The following is a 17,329-nucleotide window of genomic DNA, read 5'->3' as shown; positions in this document are numbered from 1 at the left end:
GGCGTGGAGGGTGAGGTGGCGGGGGTGATGTTGTGAGCGCTTCCGGCCGCGGCGCCATCTTCAGCACGGCGTCCGCTCAGCCTGGATTTCGCATCACCGGCTTGCACTTTTGCTAAATTCCCTTCCCTGCCCGCGCTCCGCGCGCGCCAGGAACCGGAATCCGCATGAGCCAGCCTACCGTCCCGACTTACAAGCTTTTCGGCGAGAAAAAGCTGTGGCAGACGCCCGAGCCGCTGCATCACGAGACCATCGCCGCGCGCAGCGCCCTGTACGATTGGGAAATCACGCCGCACAGCCACGACAACCTGCTGCACGTCGTCTTCCTGCAGAGCGGGGCGGCCGAGATCAGCTTCGAGACGCGGCGGGTGGCGCTGCAGACGCCCTGCCTGCTGATGGTGCCGCCGCAGCGGGTGCATGGCTTCCGTTTTTCGCCGGACATCGTCGGCCAGATCGTCACCCTGCCGCAGCCGCTGGTGGATGAGCTGCTGGCGCTGTCGCCGGAGCTGCGCCAAGCCCTCGGCCTGCTGCACTACCTGCCGCTGGCGGAGGAGGCCGCCGCCTTCGACCTGATGCGCCTGCACTTCGAGGAGTTCGCCCGCGAGTACAGCGGCCGCGAGGCCGGCCGCGTCAGCGTGCTCAAGGCCATCATCGGCCTCGCCCTGGTGCGCCTGCTGCGCAGTGGCGGCCTGAGCGCCGCCGAAAGTGGCGGCGACCGCATCCGCCAGCGGGTGGCGCGCTTCAGCGAGTTGATCGAGCGTCATTTCCGCGACTGGCAGCCGCTCGCCTTCTACGCCAACCGCCTGGGTGTTTCCACCGCCCAGCTCAACAACAGCTGCCGCCGCGAGGCCGGCCTCAGCGCCCAGCACATGATCCACGAGCGCCTGCTGCTCGAAGCCCGCCGCCTGCTCGCCTATTCCGACCTCGACGTCACCGGCATCGGCTATGCATTGGGCTTCCGCGACCCGGCCTACTTCTCCCGCTTCTTCACCCGCATGCAGGGCATGTCGCCCTCGGCTTTCCGCCAGGCGCAGGGACGAAGCGGCTGAGGGGCAGACGGCCCTTTTGTCTGGGCCGGATTGGCTGCGGCGATGCATCCATTGTTCCATTGAGACAAATCTTTACAGCAAAAATCCCTCGGCATAGGATTGCCCGATCCGGAATACGTGCGGCAAGCGCGCGCTACGCCGCGCCATCGGGCCCGGCGTGCCAGCTTTTCCCGCCTGGGTGATGTCTTTGCAGCGAGCGGCGGAAACCGTTTTCCGCCAAGGTCGAATCTTCATCTCTCATTCGCAATGCAGTAGCGGATAACTGGGACAGGGGGTTGTGTGAGCGGACTGCATCTGTTTATCGAGCTGCCGATATTCTTGGGCGGGCTCGCGCTGATCGTTTTCCTTGCGTATCGAAAACGGTCCGAAAGCAGCGAAGGCTTCGGGCAGTTCGCCAGCGCCTATGCGAAGAAGAACTGGAAATGGCTGCTGCCGGGCTTCATTGCCGGCGTGCTCATCGGGCCCATCAGCGGTTTTGTCGTGCTGGCCATCGCCTATGGCATTTCCCGCATCGACTTCGGCGCGGAGAAAAGGAAAAGGCAGCAGGCGCGGGAGGCCGTGCTGAAGGAGCACGAGAAATGGGTCCAGGAGCTGGGTTCAAGCCGCGAGCAACGTACTGCGGCCATCAACGGGATCTTCGACCGTAAGGACCGGGCGGTCAGTATCTCCATCTGGCATGAATTCGCCGACAAGAGCGCCAATGGAACGAAAAGCGAATCCTTCCTGGAGTTCCATATCAGCCGCCACCTTGCGGCCATGGAAACGCGGGAGCGGGAGATGCTGCGCGTTACGGAACTGCTGCTGAACGCGGTGGAAGGGGCGCCCAGCGAGCAGGACATGAAGTGGTACCGGTGGGCGAAGTTCGGGCTGATCTGGGGGAATGGGAAAGCGACCATAGACCACTACAGCTATTCGATGTGGGCCGAGGACAAAGGCATCCGCGATGCCATCGGGGCCATCAACTGGTTCATGTCGAAAGAGGGGGCCTCGGCCGACGCAGTGGTGAGCAATGTGCTGAAGGTGATGCAGAGCAAGGAGGGCGACCCGGCCGTCCAGCCGCTGATCAAGGAGGCCAGCGCCAGGCTCAAGGGCGGCAACGCCTGGCTGTCGCCGGATGCGCTGGCCGACACGATCTTCGCGCCGAGCGGGCGGCCCGGCCTGAAGCTCGGGACCATAGATGGCGAGCCGCTGATCTACGCCGGCGAGGGATCGCTGATTACCGTGGCGCCTCCCGGATCCGGGAAAACCCAGTGCAATGTGTTCCCCAACCTGCTCGACTGGCATGGCCCGGCGGTGGTGCTGGATGTGAAGGGCGAGATCTATGCCGGCACCAGCAAATGGCGCGCGGAGAATGTCGGGCCGGTGTTCAAGTTCAGCCCGCTCGACCCGGCGAACAGCCATTTCTATAACCCGCTGGCCTTCATCCGCCAGGAGTCGGACTACATCTGGGAAGACGCCCGCTTCCTCGCCGACATGATGATCGTGCCATCCGGCGCGGCCGATCCGTTCTGGGAGAACAAGGCGCGCGACGTGCTGACCGCGGCGGTGGCCTATGTGGCATATTCCAATCCGCCGGAGAGCCGGCCGATGTCGCAGATCGTCGACATCATCCACGGCGGCAAGGCCTGGGATGACATGGTGCTCGGCCTGCAGACCGCGGTGGATGTGCGCAGCATGATGCAGCAGGGCACCTCGCTGGCCGGCATGAACGAGAAGACCCGCGACAGCGTGCTGCAGACCGCGCAGTCCAGCCTCAGCGCCTGGAGTGGCGAGCGTATCGCCAGGGCCACCAGCCGGTCGGACTGGAGTCCGCTGGATCTGCGCGGCGCCACCAATCCCACCGTGTATATCTGCCTGAAGCCGAGCGAGGTGGATAGCTACATCTCGCTGCTGCGGGTGATCATCGCCCAGCACATCCGCATGCTGTGCAGTGAACTGCCGCCGCGCGGCGCCGCGCCCATCCTGTTCCTGCTCGACGAATTGCCGCGCCTCAAGCACATGCCGCCGGTGGAGGAGGCCATCGAAATCGGCCGCCAGTACGGGCTGCGCCTGTGGCTGTTCGCCCAGAGCCTGGGGCAGCTGGAGAAGGCCTACCCGAACGCGGAGGGCATGGTGGGAAGCTGCGCCGTGCGCATCTTCATGAACCCCACCGCGCACGACGGCCTGGCGGAGAAGCTCTCCGAGCAGCTGGGCTACCGCGAATCCATCATGGACGGCTCGCGGCAGAGGCTGGTGGATCCGGCCGAGCTGGCCGGGCCGGCGTACCGCGATTACCAGATCGTGATGGCGGCGAGCTGCAAGCCGGCGAAGGTCCGGAAGGACTTCGCCTGGCAGAACCCGGAAGTGGCTGGCCGCATGGGCAGCCTGTGAGGGCCGCATCGGCTGCGTGAATTGCGGGGGAGGGCGGCATGAGCCTTGAGCAGGAAATCGCGGAATTGCAGAAGCGGAAGGAAGCCCTGGAAGCGGCGCTGAGAGACCTGGATCAGCTGGCTTCCAGGATTGCCGCGCTACCCGCCGAAGACCGCGCGGCGAAGGAGCAGGAAGCCGCCGGCCTGAGAGTCGACGCCCAGGGGGCGCTGAAGCAGGCCGAGGAGCGGCTGACCGCGCTCCTGATCGCAAAGGAAGTGGCCGACAGAACGCTCGGGGCGCAGGGACTGGAACATTCGAGGCAGCTGACGGAGGCGGAGGCCCGCGTGCGGGAGCAGCAGCAGGCGCAGGCCCACGAGGTTGGTGCCGACCGCTATCTGGCGGCGTCGGCGGAGTTCAAGCGCGAGGTGCAGCACGAATCCGGCATGGTCCACCAGGCGCCGGTCAACCAGCTTGACCCGGCCCTGGGCCTTGCGCTGACCGCGGTCGCCGGCATCGAAGCCATCAAGGCCGGCATCGAGAAACTCGAGCTCAACCAGGAAAAACGCATCGAACAGGCCATTGCCCAGCACCAGCCTTCCGGGCAGAGCCAGCGTGAGAACGAGGTGTTCGCCGCGATAGAGAAGGAGCAGGCGGAATCCGTGGCGCAAAAGGAGCAAGCCAGCGCCGCACGCAAGGAACTGGAGCAGAACCTGCAGAAGCTGGAGCAGAACTTCGAACAGCGGCACCAGAACACCGAACCCGAACGGCGCGACGAATTGCGTCAGCAGTTGCAGGCGCGTTTTCAGGACTTGCGGGATCAGCTCGAGGCGAAGCTGGCCGAGGACCGCCAGCGCTTGCTGGAGGAGCAGGAGAGAAAGCGCAAGGAGTGGGACCCGCGCACGCTCTGAGGGGCGGGATAGGGGTTTCTCCCGCGCGAGCCCGGAGCCTCCGCCGGCTCCGCGCGTCAGGCTGCGGAGAGGTACGCCCCTGGCTGAGGGGCCTGTTGCCTGCCGGATGCCGCGGAAGGGCGTTCTTAACCCGTACGGGGTAAATCGAAGGCTGAGAAATCCCGGGCTCATGACGTTGTTAACGCAGGAGGCCGGCTTTTATTGACTAGGCTTCCGATTGCCGCCGGGCCGCCCGCCGGGTGCCCGGGATACTGCATGGAGACCTCCGCATGTCCTCAGCCCAAGCCCTGCCCGCTGCCGTTGCCGACTACCGGATCGGGCATGAAGAAGACCTCCCCGGTTACTTCGCCGCGATCGATCGCAGCCGCGCCATCGCCGAGTTCGATCCCGAAGGCCGCTTCCTTGGCGTGAACGAGCGTTTCCTCAAGCTCTTCGGCTACTCGCGCGAGCAGCTGGTGGGCGCCCATCACAGCATGCTATGCCTGCCGGAGGAGGCCCAGTCGGAGGAGTACGAGACCTTCTGGGAGCGCCTGGCGGCGGGCGAATCCATCAGCGAGGAGTTCCACTATCTCGCCAATGGCGCGCGTGAGGTCTACATCGGCGGCATCTTCAGCCCGATTCCGGCGCGCGGCAGCAACCCGCGCAAGATTGCCCTGTTCGCGGTGGACATGACCGCCTCGCGCATGAAGAGCGTGGAGGACGACGGCAAGGTGGCGGCCATCTCGCGTTCCCAGGCGGTAGTGGAGTTCGACCTCAACGGCGTCATCCTCGATGCCAACGAGAACTTCCTGCACCTCATGGACTACTCGCTGGACGAAGTGCGCGGCCAGCATCACCGCATGTTCGTGGACAAGCAGGAAGCCAATGGCGCGGCCTACCGCGCTTTCTGGCACAAGCTGGCGCAAGGCGAGTTCGACCGCGGCGAGTACATGCGGCTGGCCCGCAACGGCCGGCAGATCTGGATCCAGGCCACGTACAACCCCATCCTTGACCCCAGCGGGCGGCCGCTGAAAGTGGTCAAGTTCGCCACCGACGTCACCGCCAGCAAGCTCGCCAGCCTGGAACTGGCGGCGCGCATGGATGCGGTGTCGCGCAACAACTGCATGCTGGACATGGACCGCGACCGCAACATCCTCAGCCTCAACGCGACCCTGGAGCGCACGCTGGGTTACACCGCCACGGAGCTGATCGGCAGCCCGGAGGCCAAGCTGTTGTTCCCCGAGGAGGAGATGACGAGCCAGGAGCACTGGCGCACCCTGGCCGAGGGGCGCGCGGTGAGTGCCGAACTGCGGCGCGAGGGGGCAGGCGGCCGCGAGGTGTGGCTGAGCGCGACGCTGACCCCCGTCATCGGCATGGACGGGCTGCTCGGCAAGGTCATCGTCGTCGCCAAGGACATCACCCGCGAGATGCTGGAGCGGTTGGATGCCGCCGGCAAGCTGGGCGCGGTGGACCGGGCCCAGGCCGTCATCGAGTTTGACCTGCAGGGCCGGGTGCTGCATGCCAATGCCAACTTCCTGGAACTCACCGGATACCGGGAAGACGAGATCATCGGCCATCATCACCGCATGTTCGTCGCGCCCGAGATGGCGGCGAGCACCGACTACCAGGTGTTCTGGGACCGCCTGGCGCAGGGCGAACTGGTGGGCGGCGAGTTCAAGCGCGTGGGCAAGGGCGGGCGCGAGTTGTGGCTGCAGGCCACCTACAACCCCATCTTCGACCCTCACGGCAGGCCGCTGAAGGTGGTCAAGTTCGCCACCGACGTCACCCGCCAGAAGGTGCACAACGCGGAGTTCGAAGCCAAGGTGGCGGCGATCAACCTCGGCCAGGCGGTGGTGGAGTTCGATCTCGGTGGCCATGTGCTCAGCGCCAACCGCAACTTCCTCGCCGCCATGGGCTACACCCAGCGCGAAATCCAGGGCCAGCACCACGCCATGTTCTGCACCGACGAGTACACCCGCAGCCAGGAATACCGTGACTTCTGGCTGCGCCTGAGCGAGGGCAAGCTGGTGAGCGGGCGCTTCCACTGCGTCGGCAAGTTCAACCGCGACGTATGGATACAGGCCACCTACAACCCCATCCTCGATCTCAACGGCAAGGTGAGCAAGATCATCCAGTACGCCTACGACGTCACCGCCGAGGTGGAGATGGAGCAGCGCATCAGCGCCCGCTCGGTGGACATGAGCGGCAGCGTGCGCCAGCTGCTGGAGAGCATCGGCCAGATCGCCGACAACTGCGAGCGTGCGTCCTCCACCGCGTCCACCGCCTCCACCGCCGCGCAGGACGGCTCGCGGGCGCTGGCCGAGTCCATCGCCGCCATCGGCCGCATCCAGGGCAGTTCGGACAAGGTCTCCGAGATCGTGCGCGTCATCAGCGACATCTCCAACCAGACCAACCTGTTGGCCTTCAACGCCGCCATCGAGGCTGCCCGCGCCGGCGAGCAGGGCATCGGCTTCTCGGTGGTCGCCTCCGAAGTGCGCAAGCTGGCCGAGCGCAGCGCCGCGGCGGCCAAGGAAATCGCTGGCCTCATCGAGCAGTCCAACGCCAACGTGAAGGCCGGCGCCGAGGTCAGCCGGCGCGCCTCCACCAGCTTCGAGGGCATCCTGGAAAGCGTGGACAAGACCGTTTCCAGCACCGCCCAGATCGCCCGCGCCACCGAGGCCCAGCGCGAAATGGCGGGCAAGGTCTCGCTGCTCATCGACGAACTCTCGCGCACCGTGAGGCGCTGACATGGAGCGCGAGGGCGGCCTTTTGATCGGCGCTTTCCGCCGCGGCGGCCTGCAGCTTGGCCTGGCGGTGGAGGTATTGCGCGAAGTGGTGCCGCGCACCGCCCTGCATCCGCTGCCGGGCACCGGGGGGGCGGTGGTGGGCGGCATCGATCTGCGCGGTACGGTGGTGCCGGTGGTGGATCTAGACCACCGGCCCAAGGGTGGTCCGGGGGAGCAACAGGGTGAGGTGGTGGCGGTGCTCGCCCACGAGGGCCGCCTGCTCGGGCTGCTCGCCGACAGCGTTGAAGGCATCCTCGAATGCCGCAACGCGGTGCTCAACCGCTTTGAAGCGGCCGGCGAGGTGCTGGCGCTGCTGCGCGGCGGCTTCGTGCGGGAGGACGACCGCTCGGTGGTTGCCGTGCTGGAGCCGGCCCGCCTCGCCGAACGCTTCCCCATGGTGGATGAGCCGCCGCGCGGCGCGGCTGGCGCCTGGCAGGCCGCCCACGGCAGCCTGCCCGCCACCCTGGTGCTGATGCACACCGGCAGCGTGCCGCTGGCGGTGGATGCGGAGTTGGTGCACACCACGCTGGTCAATCCGGTGATCGAGCGCAGCGCCTTGTCCGAGTGCGGTTGCCTTGGCGTCGTCGAGATCGACGCCAAGGCCGTGCCGGTGCTGGACTTTCTCGCCTTCTGCGGGCTTGGGCGGATGCTCCCCGGCGGGCCGCTGCAGGCCTTCGTGCTGCGCTACCCGGAGGGGCTGCTGGTGCTGGCGGTGGAGCGCATCCTGGACGTGGTTGCCGCCAGTTCCGCCCGGCTGGCGGAGGGCAGCGGCAGCTTGCCCGAAGGCCTCTTCCGCGGTGCCCTGACCACCGCCGGCTTGCCGCCGCGCACCCCTTGCGCCGCGGTGGACCGCCTGGCGTACTTCCTGCTGCTGGACAGCGCCCGCTTGCGCGACGACCCCGCCTTGCGCCGTCTGGCCGGGCTCAACACGCCGGTACGGCGCGAACAGCCCCTGCCGGGCAGTGGTCCGCGCCGTACCCAACCTGTGCGTGGCAGGCGCCGCCAGGTGCTCACCGCGGACGTGGGCGCCGAGGTAGCCGCCACGTTGGCGCAGGTGCTGGAGATCGTGGGCTGGACCGAGGGTGCGGTGCTCGACACCGGCGGCGACCGGCCCGGCCTGCTGGTGAGTCGCAGCCGGGCCGTGCCGGTATTCGACCTCGCCATCGTGCTCGGCATGCCTGGCCGGCCGCGTACCCCCACCGCCAGCATCCTGGTGGTGGCCACCACCGACGGCCAGCGCGTCGGCTTCACCGTGCCGGCGCTGGGCACCATTGCGGAAGCAGTGGACAGCGAGGCCGGCGGCGAGCAGGTGATGGCCAGCTTCGAGCGCGCCGGCGTGCCGGGCGTGTGGTCGGCGGTAACCCTGCATGCCGACGGCGAGATGCGCATGGGCGCCTTGCTGGACCTCGCTGCGCTGGCCGACTCGCTGCTTGAACAGATATTGGCGCTGCCGGCGGCCGCACCGGGGTAGGGGAGAGGGGCGGGCAGCGCATGCGCGGACCAAGGGAGCTGAGGCTTGCGCCAGAGCGCCTTCATCCGGTCCGCCAGGTTGCTTCCAGTCCGGGCAGGGTCTCTCCCGCAGCGAGGTAACCGATTTCGTACAGGTCGCCGGCCTCGTCTCCGCCGAGAGGTTGTGTCAGCCACAGGCTCAGCCGCAACAGCGACCAGTTCGCTGCGTCCAGGGCGGCGAGGCGGGCGAGCGGCAGGCCGGGCTCCGTCGTTCCCACGGCCTGGCCCGGCGTCTCGCGCCCTGTCCGCCAGGCGGCTTCACCAGCAGCCAGCGCGGCGAGACCTTCTCCGGCGGCCAGCGGCCGCGTCTCCAGCGTGGCCCAGCGTGCCTGCGACAAGGTGCCGGTCAGCGCGGGTTCCCAGGCCAGCCAGTTGCGTATGGCAGGGCGGCCGAAGGCGTCCGCCAGTGCGGCGAAGCCGGCGCTTTCGATGAAGCGGCTGGCACCGGCGATGTCCTGCCACAGGTAGAAGGGCGCGTAGCGGTTGGCGGTGGCGCGGTGGCGGGGATCGGCGCGGTCCGAGAACAGGTAGGCCTTGAAGGCGAGGCCGGGGAAGCCGTCCAGCGCGCGGCCCTTGTCGGCGATGCGGCGGCGGATCACCGCCATGTCGTAGTCGGCGGGCAGGGTGAAGGCGTATTGCATGGCGTACATGGCAGGCTCCTCAGGGCAGCATGCTGGCGTGGCCATCAGCGAAGGACCAGTCTTCCAGCGCGTTGTGGCGTATCACCACCATCAGGTCGGCGGGCGCAAGCCCTGGAGATAGCGCCAGCAGCTCGGCCAGCCGGCGATAGAAGGCGCGCTTGGTGTCGGCGCTGCGCGGCCGCCCGGCGGTGATCTCGATCAACACCCAGTCGTCGCTGCGCGGGCCGCCGAGGTAGTGGCGGTCGAAGCGCATCTCCGCCGGATCGAACTGCTGGATGAGCTGGAAACGATCATCCGCCGGCACCTCGAAGCGCTCCACCAGCGCTTGGTGCAGGCCGGCGGAGAGCGCGTCGAGGTAGGCCGCCGTATGGCCCCGGCGCAGGCTGATGCGGGAAACCGGCATGTCAGCGCTCCCGCCCGGCGGCATCCGCCTCTGGCGACAGGCGCAGCAGCGCGCTGTGCGCCGCCGGCCAGCCGGCATAGAAGGCGAGGTGGGTCACCACTTCCGCCAGTTCCTCATGGCTGATGCCATTCTCCAGTGCCTTGGCGAAGTGGATGGGCAGTTGCTCGCCGCACCCCATCGCCATCAGGGCGGCCACGGTGATCAGGCTGCGGTCGCGCTTGCCCAGTTGCGGACGTTCCCAGACCTGGCCGAACAGCACCTCGTCGGTGAGGCGGGCGAGCTCAGGCGCGGCGGCCATCGGGTGCGGCTTGCTCATGCATGCTCCTGCGGGGCCTTGATTTGACCCTCACAGCCTAGGGGTAGATGATCGTGCTGAAAATCAAATATTTCTTAATTGATCATCCAGATTTTCGGGATTGATGATGGCGACCAACCTCGACCTCGATGTGCTGCGCAGCTTCGTCGCTGGCGTGGATCTCGGCAGCTTCGCCCGTGCGGCGGATCGCCTCGGCCGTTCCACCTCGGCCTTGAGCGCACAGCTGAAGAAGCTGGAGGAACAGCTGGGCGTGCCGGTGCTGCGCAAGTCCGGCCGCGGCCTGGTGCCGACGGCGGAAGGCGAGCTGATGCTGAGCTACGCCCGTCGCCTGCTGGCGCTGAACGATGCCGCGGTGCTCGCCGTGCGCGGCTCCCGGCTGGGCGGGCAGGTGCGGGTGGGCCTGCAGGAGGATTTTGGCGAGGGTCTGCTCACCGAGGTGCTGGGGCTATTCGCCCGCACCCATCCGGCGGTGACGGTGGAGGCGCGCATCGCCCGCAACTTGGCACTGGAAACGGCGCTGGCCAGCGCCGAGCTGGATTTGATCCTCGCCTGGCAGGCCGAGCCGGACAGCAGCTGCGTACAGCAACTGCCCTTGTGCTGGATCGGCGACCCAGCGCTGGCGGATGCCTGGCTGGCCAGCGGCGAGCCCCTGCCGCTGGTGGTGTTCGAGGCGCCCTGCGTAATGCGCAGCCACGCCGTCGCCGCGCTGGACGCCGCCGGCATTCCCTGGCGCGTGGCCTTCACCAGCTCCAGTCTCGCCGGCATCTGGGCGGCGGTGCAGGCCGGGCTGGGCCTTACCGTGCGCACCGGCATCGGCAAGCCGACAACCCTGGCCCGGCTGCCGTCTCTGCCGCCCTTGCCGGAGGTAGGCATTATGCTCAAGTGCGCCCCGGGCATCGATAGTGCGGCGCTGGCGCGGCTGCAGGGCATCGTGGCCGAGAGGCTGGCCGCGCTGTGCGGCGGCATCGAGGGAAAGGCCGCGACCGCCTATTCGGCAGCCGGAACGCTTGCTCCCGCCGCCACCGGCCACGCAGCCACCAGTATCAGCACCAGCCCGATGAACGCGTAGGGCACGCCTGGCCCCAGTTCATAGAACAGGGTGCCCACCACCGGCCCGAGCACCAGCCCCAGGCCTTGGGCCGCGCCCAGCGAGCCGGCGGTGGCCCCTTGTTCGTGTGCGCTTACCGCGTTGGAAGCCAGGGCGGCGAAGGCGGGGAAGACCCAGCCCATGCCGGCGGCGGCGACGAAGTAGCAGGCAGCGAGCATGGCGCTGCTGTCCGCCAGCGCGACCGCGCCGAAGCCCAGCCCGCTGATGGCCGCGCCTACCCGGATCAGCCTCAGGCTGTCCCACTTCAGCCGGCGGACCGCCATCTGGGCGAGGATCAGCCCCACGCCGACCAGCGTCAGCGCCAGCCCGGCGGCCCGCGCGGCCTGTTCGGGCGGCAGGCCCAGGCGGTCGATGGCGAAGAAGCCGACCGAGATCTGGCCCACCGAGACGCTGAACATGGCGGCGAAGGCCACCGCCATCGGCCGGCGCAGCCTGGGGTCGGCGAGGCGCACGCTGCTGGCGGGCATGTCGTGGTGATGTTCGCTGCGCGGCAGGCCGCGCCACAGCGCGACGAAGGCCAGCAGCGGCAGGGCGGCGGTCACATACAACGGCAAGCCGAGGCTGATCGGTGTCAGCGCCGCCGCCAGCGCGGGGCCGAGCACCAGTCCAATGGCATTGGCGGCGCCCAGGCCGGCAAGGGCGGCGGTGCGGCCGGCGGGCGACACATGGTCCGCCACCAGCGCCTGCCCCACCGATGGAATGGCGGCGAAGAAGCCGCCGACCGCGCCGCGGGTGAGCAGCAGGCCGGCGAACACCAGCGCCGCCGCCGGCAGCAGCTCCAGCGAGGCGAGCAGCAGCCCGCACATCGCCCAGTAGCTCAGCATGAAGCCGCCGACGCCCATCAGCAGCACGCTGCGCCGGCCCAGCCTGTCGCTGGCGCTACCCCAGGCGCGCGCCAGCACCATCCACAGCACGCCGCCCACGGTGACGACGGTGCCGGCCTGCCATGCGGCCAGGCGCAGCACCCGCGCCATCGGGCCGATGAGGGCGACGAAGGCCATCATCGCCATGGTGCAGCTCATGTAGGCGAGCATCAGCGGACGCGGGTTGAAGGCAGGGGAGGGCAGCAGGATTTCTGCGTTCGTCTTCATGGCACGAGGGGGCGCATGGCGCTGGAGAAGGTGTTGAACAGGGTGTCGGCCAGCCGCTTGCGGGCGGCCTTGTTGCCGCTCTGCGCCTGTGCGGCGAGGTCGTCGGCGAGGCCATGCATGCCGTGGAACATGATGATGGCGATGTACCGCGGCTCTGCCGCGTGCCACACGCCGGCCGCCACGCCCTGGCTGACCAGGGCGGCCAGCTGGGTCACCACGGGGTTGTCGTGGACGAGGTCGCGGTGATCGTGGCCCAGCTCGTGGAACAGCATGTCGTGCAGCACCAACTGGTCGAGCAGGGTGTCCAGCGCGGTAGCGAACCAGGCGCGTAGGCGGCCGTTCCAGTCGCCGGTACGGCGGCGTGCCAGGGCAGCGTCCACCCGCTGGCAGAAGCCATCGACGAAGCGCTGCTGCAGCGCCGCCAGCAAGGCGTCGCGGGAGGGGAAATAGACGTAGAAGGTGCCTTTGGCGACTTGGGCCGCAGTGGTGATGTCATCCACACTGGTGGCGGCGACGCCCTTGGCGAGGAAGAGCCGCTCGGCTGCATCCATCAGCTCGCCGCGGCGGCTTTCCGGCATGCGCCGGCGCGGCCTGCGCGGCGGGCGCTGCCCGTTTGCCAGCGCCGGTTCCGCCGCCTTGCGTTCGCGGATCGCGTTCATCCGGCCAGCGCCTCGACCGCCGCAGTCGCGGCCGCCGCGTCCAGCGTCCGGTCACGCGGTTCGAATACCGCCGTCTGCAGCCAGGCGAGGGCGGAGGGCAGGTCCTGGAAGGTCGCCGCCGGCACGCCGAACAGCTTCTCCACGTTCATTTTGCGCACCCGCTCGTACTCCGCCGGCGGTACCACCGTCGCCATGCCCATCACCTGCGCGCGTATCGCATCGCCCTTCTCTTGCAGCCACTTCTTCGCGTTCTGCGCCGACCCCTCCGGATGCTCCAGCGCTGCCGCGTCGGTGAAGATGCGCAAGGTGGCGAAGGCATCGCACTCATCCAGCCAGTGGTTCCACTCGGCGGTGAAGGCCAGCATGTCGTCCAGCGTGGATCGCCCGGAAGCGACGGTGATGACCAGGGGCCAATGGGAAAGATTGTGACGGATCATGGGTTTCTCTCCGGTGCGGTTTGTCGTTTTTCGCAGGCCCTCCGGCTTGTGATCCGGGGCCGATGGCGGGGAGAGATAATGACTGATAGTCAATAATAGGTCAAATTTAATGAGATTAATTCTCATTAATGGTCGCTTCTCTGCGGCTGCAAAATCCTGGGCGCCCACGGAAACCGAGCGCATGCAGGCGGTGAAATCCGGGTGGATCGTTTCCCTCCTTTCCAGCGCGCCCGGCGCCGGGATTGCGGGCGTGATCACCCTGTCGCCATAGAAGCGCCCGGCGCCGAACACGCTGGTGAAGAGGATGAGCTGCCGGCGGCAATCCCGTCCGGATGCCGCCGGCCCGGGAACTGCGGGGAGGCTGGCGGGGGGAGTGTGGCGCGACGCTGCTGCTTGGTGGGAGGGAGGCTTTTTCCCGGGTTTTCCAGCGTGGCGATGATCCCAGGGGCAAACGGTGCGACCTGCCGTTCTGCGCCGAAGGGAGCGCCGGACGACCAAGTCGATGTGGAGCGGATATAACAGCCGCATTAGCTTCGTTGGCTGCGGCATGCCTGGACCGCGCGGCATGGACGGAACCGCCTCACCCGTCCGGGCCGGCCATCTCCTGTGAGGCGGCGGAGCCGGTGTCCCGCTTCTTCCGGCCCCCTGCTGGTGGGATTGCTGTTTGCCTCGGGCAGCTTCGTGCATGAGGCGCTCAAGGTCGTGCTGAATGAATCCAAGCATATGAGTGGAAAAGAGATTCCATGCTCAGAGCAGCATTCCCCGCAACGCGCTAGAGTGCCGGAACCCATCGCCGATCCAGCCCTCCCGGAGCGTGTCGCCATGCCTATGGTGCTGTTCGCCTGCCTGAGCTTGCTTGTGGCAACCACCCTGATCCACTACGAGGTGCTCGGCCTGATGAACCGACACCTCTCCAGGGCGCCGGTGCGGGCCCGGGCCCGGTTGGTCATCGTGATCTTCGTCGCCTTTCTCGCCCACACGCTGGAAATACTGCTGTACGCCGCCACGCTCTACCTGCTGGCCCGCTTCGGAAAACTCGGCCATCTCGGCGATGCGGGCCGTTTCTCTTTCGACGTCTCGCTGTATTTCTCCGCCGAAACCTACACCTCACTGGGTTACGGCGACGTGGTGCCCAAGGGAGACCTGCGCCTGATGGCCGGCGTGGAAGCCCTCAACGGCCTGCTCCTGATCGGATGGAGCGCCTCCTACACCTACATCGCGATGGAGCGCTTCTGGGGGGAGAGCGACAAGAAGGCTCTCAAAACCTGAGGCCGCTTTCCCCGGCCAAGCCGGCAGAACTGCTGCGGCTGGACCGGGGGAGCGAACTGTGCAGGGAGGAACGCGGCGCAAATTGCGCGAGCGCGAGCGCATCAAGCGGTTGCAATCCACGCGTCCGCGAGGGACGCGACGTTGGCCAGCGCGCGCGCATCAAGGCCGGCGCCTGCTGGGAGTTTCAATCCACGCGTCCGCGAGGGACGCGACCGGCGCCGGGGTCGCCACAATCGCACGGGCCGGCGCGTTTCAATCCACGCGTCCGCGAGGGACGCGACATGCATCAGGCCCTAGTAGCCAGCGCCCGCATCCTCCTGTTTCAATCCACGCGTCCGCGAGGGACGCGACCCCAGCCCCGCCGAGCAGATGGCACCATCCACCAGGTTTCAATCCACGCGTCCGCGAGGGACGCGACCAGCTCGCGCACCGCGACAATCTGGTCGCCAGCGTGGTTTCAATCCACGCGTCCGCGAGGGACGCGACACATGGCTGCAGCCACGGCCGCCCTCGGCGATGAGGTTTCAATCCACGCGTCCGCGAGGGACGCGACCGGTAGCTGGCATCGGTGCCGCCGGAGGCGTCGCGGTTTCAATCCACGCGTCCGCGAGGGACGCGACTTGCGGGGGTTGTAGTGATCCTTCGCACTTATACGGTTTCAATCCACGCGTCCGCGAGGGACGCGACTTCCAAGTCGAACGCAGCAGCAACTCCGCCGGACCCGTTTCAATCCACGCGTCCGCGAGGGACGCGACCCACACCATCGGCGCCTGCTGCGACCACGGCGGCGAGTTTCAATCCACGCGTCCGCGAGGGACGCGACGCCGCGCGGATCGGCGTGATTGAGCGCAGGCCGTTGTTTCAATCCACGCGTCCGCGAGGGACGCGACCCTGGAGTACGTGATGGACCAGCGCGGCCTGACGCGGTTTCAATCCACGCGTCCGCGAGGGACGCGACGCATGCAAGTCCACATAGCGGGCGCTGGGCAGTACGTTTCAATCCACGCGTCCGCGAGGGACGCGACGTCGCGCCAGTGCGCCAGGCTCCGTCGAGAGCCAGTTTCAATCCACGCGTCCGCGAGGGACGCGACTCTGCCACCGTAACACGCTGATTCCTCAGCCTGGGTGTGCCTTTGTCCGCGAACCCTGCAGAAAAAGCTGTGGTTTCATCCGGATGAATTGAACGGCGAGGAAAAAGCGGTTTCCGATCAGTGGCTTGAGGAAACGCGAACCTCCCGGGGTTTTGCCGGCAGCTTGGGGTTCGCGCTCAGGCCTGCACGCCGCGTCGCAGCATGTCCACCATGGCGTGGGCGATTTCTTCGGGGCTGCGGCGGCCCTGGTGGTACCAGAGGTAGACCCAGTTCATGCCGCCCAGCAGGAAGAGGCGGAGCAGGGAGAGATCGGTGCCGGGCGCGACGGGCAGGGCGTTGACGAGGTTGCGGAACACGCCCTCGTAGGCGTCGCGCAGCGGCTGGATCTTGGCGAAGAGTTCGCGGTTGCCGGTGATGGCGAGGTTGTGGCCGGTGATGCGGTCCACCGGCGAGCCTTCGACGATGCCGATGATGTGCACTACGCAGGCGCGGGTGAGACGGTCCCACGGATCGGTGCCGGTGGCGGCGGCGGCTTTCACCTTGGCCAGCACGCGGGTGAAGCCTTCGCGGTGCACCGCCAGGTAAAGCTCTTCCTTGGAGGCGAAGTAGTGGTAGACGGAGCCGGGCAGCAGGCCGACTTCGCGGGCGATGTCGCGTATCGAGCTGCGGTCGTAGCCCTGCTCGGAGAAGAGCTTGGCGGCGGCGTTGATGATGAGCTGGCGGCGCTCCGGTGGTTCTTCGTCGCCGCGCTCGTTGTCTTCGCCATCGGCGCCGGTGCGCGACTGCTGCGCACTCAGCTGGGCGCTCAGTTGCGCGCTGACCTCGCCCCGCTCCAGCAGGCGGCGCTGGTTGTCGGTGAGGGCGGCCAGGCCGTCGCCGGACTGGCTGGCGAGCGCCTGCAGCCGCTTCACCGTGGTTTCCAGCCCATGCTTCTGCCAGATGTAGCGCACGCCGGAAGCGGATATCTGCAGCCCTTCCTGGCGCAGGCGCTCGGCCACGGCGGCCTGGCCCAGGGTGGGCTCTTCGCGCGCCAGGCGCAGGATTTCCGCTTCGACATCATGGGGTTGCGCATCCTGTGCGCTGATCGCGGCGGAAGCGGGGAGGGCGGCCGGATTCATGTTGTAAAGAGGGCTGGTCGTGGGCGGAGGGCTGAATGATAAGGGGTGCGTTGCTGCGGTTTGGCAGTGGACTGCCTTCAAGATAGAACTAACTAATCATTTGAACAAGTGTTTGACAAGCTAGTTTGTCGCTGCTAACTTTCAGCCATGCCGGAATCCGTTCCGGCCGGCGCTCCAGGCGGGGCGCCTCCCCAGCAAGAGCGGCAAAAGCCGCCACCGGGGACGACACAAGGAGGAGTAGAGACATGGTGCATCCCGCATTCCAGGCCGCGACCGCTTCGTGTTCGTGGCTGCCCTCGCCCGCAGGGCGCGGCCTTTCCCCGGCTTTCCTTTCAGCTCATTCCGTACCCGGAACGGTAATACCGCATCGCGCTCCGGCGCGTCACGCCTCGCTGCCTGCGCGCTGAGCGCCGCGGCGGGACTTCATATTCGGTTTTCCTTTTCGAGCAGCGCGCCCGCGACGGGCGCAGCGGAGCGGGTGACATGGACTTTCAGATAGCGGCCCTGCTGGGCCAGGACGGCCTGACCAACGGCGCGATCTACGCGCTGCTGGCGCTGGCCTTGGTGCTGGTGTTCGCGGTGACGCGGGTGATCTTCATCCCGCAAGGGGAATTCGTCG

At 67.6% G+C, this 17,329-nt stretch carries 14 protein-coding genes, 2 pseudogenes and 1 CRISPR repeat array; of the genes and pseudogenes, 8 read left to right on the top strand and 8 right to left on the bottom strand.

Annotated elements, in window-relative coordinates:
* Positions 1–164 precede the first annotated feature (164 nt).
* The 5 genes from GRF61_RS18920 (at position 165) to GRF61_RS18900 (ending at position 8,539) form a co-directional block, all read left to right on the top strand.
* The gene (locus tag GRF61_RS18920; RefSeq protein WP_169152180.1) at positions 165–1,046 is read left to right on the top strand and encodes a helix-turn-helix domain-containing protein; all 882 of its coding nucleotides are present in this window, start codon (positions 165–167) and stop codon (positions 1,044–1,046) included.
* A 279-nt stretch (positions 1,047–1,325) separates the two neighbouring features.
* Positions 1,326–3,416, top strand: coding sequence for a type IV secretory system conjugative DNA transfer family protein (locus tag GRF61_RS18915; RefSeq protein WP_169152179.1), 2,091 nt, complete (start codon positions 1,326–1,328; stop codon positions 3,414–3,416).
* Between the two features lie 38 nt (positions 3,417–3,454).
* Positions 3,455–4,303: a hypothetical protein gene (locus GRF61_RS18910; RefSeq protein WP_169152178.1), complete on the top strand. Its 849-nt coding sequence runs from the start codon at positions 3,455–3,457 to the stop codon at positions 4,301–4,303.
* 269 nt (positions 4,304–4,572) lie between these two features.
* A complete protein-coding gene (locus tag GRF61_RS18905; protein ID WP_169152177.1) occupies positions 4,573–7,029 on the top strand; it encodes a PAS domain S-box protein in 2,457 nt (818 codons plus the stop codon).
* A gap of 1 nt (position 7,030) precedes the next feature.
* Positions 7,031–8,539 (top strand): chemotaxis protein CheW, encoded by a 1,509-nt coding sequence (locus GRF61_RS18900; RefSeq protein WP_169152176.1) that lies wholly within the window; start codon positions 7,031–7,033, stop codon positions 8,537–8,539.
* Between the two features lie 61 nt (positions 8,540–8,600).
* Here GRF61_RS18900 and GRF61_RS18895 read toward each other — a convergent pair whose 3' ends face one another.
* From GRF61_RS18895 to GRF61_RS18885, 3 genes are read right to left on the bottom strand one after another with little or no spacing between them, the layout of a single operon-like run.
* On the bottom strand, positions 8,601–9,227 hold the full coding sequence (locus GRF61_RS18895; protein WP_169152175.1) for a DUF4865 family protein: 627 nt from the start codon (positions 9,225–9,227) through the stop codon (positions 8,601–8,603).
* A 10-nt stretch (positions 9,228–9,237) separates the two neighbouring features.
* Positions 9,238–9,621, bottom strand: a complete 384-nt coding sequence (locus GRF61_RS18890; protein WP_169152174.1) for a tautomerase family protein — start codon at positions 9,619–9,621, stop codon at positions 9,238–9,240.
* A 1-nt stretch (position 9,622) separates the two neighbouring features.
* The gene (locus GRF61_RS18885; RefSeq protein WP_169152173.1) at positions 9,623–9,937 is read right to left on the bottom strand and encodes a carboxymuconolactone decarboxylase family protein; all 315 of its coding nucleotides are present in this window, start codon (positions 9,935–9,937) and stop codon (positions 9,623–9,625) included.
* A 106-nt stretch (positions 9,938–10,043) separates the two neighbouring features.
* Here GRF61_RS18885 and GRF61_RS18880 point away from each other — a divergent pair, with 106 nt between their 5' ends.
* Positions 10,044–11,006, top strand: a complete 963-nt coding sequence (locus GRF61_RS18880) for a LysR family transcriptional regulator (protein WP_211166081.1) — start codon at positions 10,044–10,046, stop codon at positions 11,004–11,006.
* Here the strand turns inward: GRF61_RS18880 and GRF61_RS25205 are convergent.
* The 4 genes and pseudogenes from GRF61_RS25205 to GRF61_RS18865 all read right to left on the bottom strand — a co-directional run bounded on the left by GRF61_RS25205 (position 10,925) and on the right by GRF61_RS18865 (position 13,232).
* Entirely contained in the window at positions 10,925–11,308 is a 384-nt protein-coding gene (locus GRF61_RS25205) for an MFS transporter (protein WP_348982435.1), read from the bottom strand. The two genes, GRF61_RS18880 and GRF61_RS25205, sit on opposite strands and share 82 nt — an antisense overlap.
* A gap of 3 nt (positions 11,309–11,311) precedes the next feature.
* Positions 11,312–12,142 (bottom strand): annotated as a pseudogene (locus GRF61_RS18875) (MFS transporter); the annotation flags it as partial.
* Positions 12,133–12,687, bottom strand: coding sequence for a TetR/AcrR family transcriptional regulator (locus tag GRF61_RS18870; protein WP_348982434.1), 555 nt, complete (start codon positions 12,685–12,687; stop codon positions 12,133–12,135). The gene GRF61_RS18870 and the pseudogene GRF61_RS18875, both read right to left, overlap by 10 nt.
* A 104-nt stretch (positions 12,688–12,791) precedes the next feature.
* Positions 12,792–13,232 (bottom strand): hypothetical protein, encoded by a 441-nt coding sequence (locus GRF61_RS18865; RefSeq protein WP_169152169.1) that lies wholly within the window; start codon positions 13,230–13,232, stop codon positions 12,792–12,794.
* Positions 13,233–14,054: 822 nt separating this feature from the next.
* On the opposite strand from GRF61_RS18865, the gene GRF61_RS18860 reads away from it, so the two are divergent.
* On the top strand, positions 14,055–14,501 hold the full coding sequence (locus GRF61_RS18860; RefSeq protein WP_169152168.1) for a potassium channel family protein: 447 nt from the start codon (positions 14,055–14,057) through the stop codon (positions 14,499–14,501).
* 108 nt (positions 14,502–14,609) lie between these two features.
* Positions 14,610–15,592: direct repeats of the CRISPR family, unit length 32 nt; unit sequence GTTTCAATCCACGCGTCCGCGAGGGACGCGAC.
* A 176-nt stretch (positions 15,593–15,768) separates the two neighbouring features.
* On the opposite strand, the gene GRF61_RS18855 is transcribed toward GRF61_RS18860, so the two are convergent.
* Complete coding sequence (locus GRF61_RS18855; RefSeq protein WP_169152167.1) at positions 15,769–16,710, bottom strand: TetR family transcriptional regulator; 942 nt, start codon at positions 16,708–16,710, stop codon at positions 15,769–15,771.
* Between the two features lie 483 nt (positions 16,711–17,193).
* Between GRF61_RS18855 and GRF61_RS24905 the strand changes: the two are divergent.
* A pseudogene (locus GRF61_RS24905) lies at positions 17,194–17,329 on the top strand (branched-chain amino acid ABC transporter permease); the annotation flags it as partial.

The sequence above is a fragment of the Azoarcus sp. TTM-91 genome (assembly GCF_012911025.1).
Lineage (GTDB): Bacteria > Pseudomonadota > Gammaproteobacteria > Burkholderiales > Rhodocyclaceae > Azoarcus.
The sequence above is the reverse complement of the archived record's forward strand: the minus strand, read 5'-3'. Positions and strand labels throughout refer to the sequence as shown.

Excerpts from the sequence above, each read along its gene's own strand:
- GRF61_RS25205 (WP_348982435.1), bottom strand. The coding sequence starts at position 11,308 with ATGGCGGTCCGCCGGCTGAAGTGGGACAGCCTGAGGCTGATCCGGGTA.
- GRF61_RS18890 (WP_169152174.1), bottom strand. The coding sequence starts at position 9,621 with ATGCCGGTTTCCCGCATCAGCCTGCGCCGGGGCCATACGGCGGCCTAC.
- GRF61_RS18855 (WP_169152167.1), bottom strand. The coding sequence starts at position 16,710 with ATGAATCCGGCCGCCCTCCCCGCTTCCGCCGCGATCAGCGCACAGGAT.
- GRF61_RS18880 (WP_211166081.1), top strand. The coding sequence starts at position 10,044 with ATGGCGACCAACCTCGACCTCGATGTGCTGCGCAGCTTCGTCGCTGGC.
- GRF61_RS18870 (WP_348982434.1), bottom strand. The coding sequence starts at position 12,687 with ATGGATGCAGCCGAGCGGCTCTTCCTCGCCAAGGGCGTCGCCGCCACC.
- GRF61_RS18905 (WP_169152177.1), top strand. The coding sequence starts at position 4,573 with ATGTCCTCAGCCCAAGCCCTGCCCGCTGCCGTTGCCGACTACCGGATC.
- GRF61_RS18895 (WP_169152175.1), bottom strand. The coding sequence starts at position 9,227 with ATGTACGCCATGCAATACGCCTTCACCCTGCCCGCCGACTACGACATG.
- GRF61_RS18900 (WP_169152176.1), top strand. The coding sequence starts at position 7,031 with ATGGAGCGCGAGGGCGGCCTTTTGATCGGCGCTTTCCGCCGCGGCGGC.
- GRF61_RS18920 (WP_169152180.1), top strand. The coding sequence starts at position 165 with ATGAGCCAGCCTACCGTCCCGACTTACAAGCTTTTCGGCGAGAAAAAG.
- GRF61_RS18860 (WP_169152168.1), top strand. The coding sequence starts at position 14,055 with ATGCCTATGGTGCTGTTCGCCTGCCTGAGCTTGCTTGTGGCAACCACC.
- GRF61_RS18865 (WP_169152169.1), bottom strand. The coding sequence starts at position 13,232 with ATGATCCGTCACAATCTTTCCCATTGGCCCCTGGTCATCACCGTCGCT.
- GRF61_RS18885 (WP_169152173.1), bottom strand. The coding sequence starts at position 9,937 with ATGAGCAAGCCGCACCCGATGGCCGCCGCGCCTGAGCTCGCCCGCCTC.
- GRF61_RS18910 (WP_169152178.1), top strand. The coding sequence starts at position 3,455 with ATGAGCCTTGAGCAGGAAATCGCGGAATTGCAGAAGCGGAAGGAAGCC.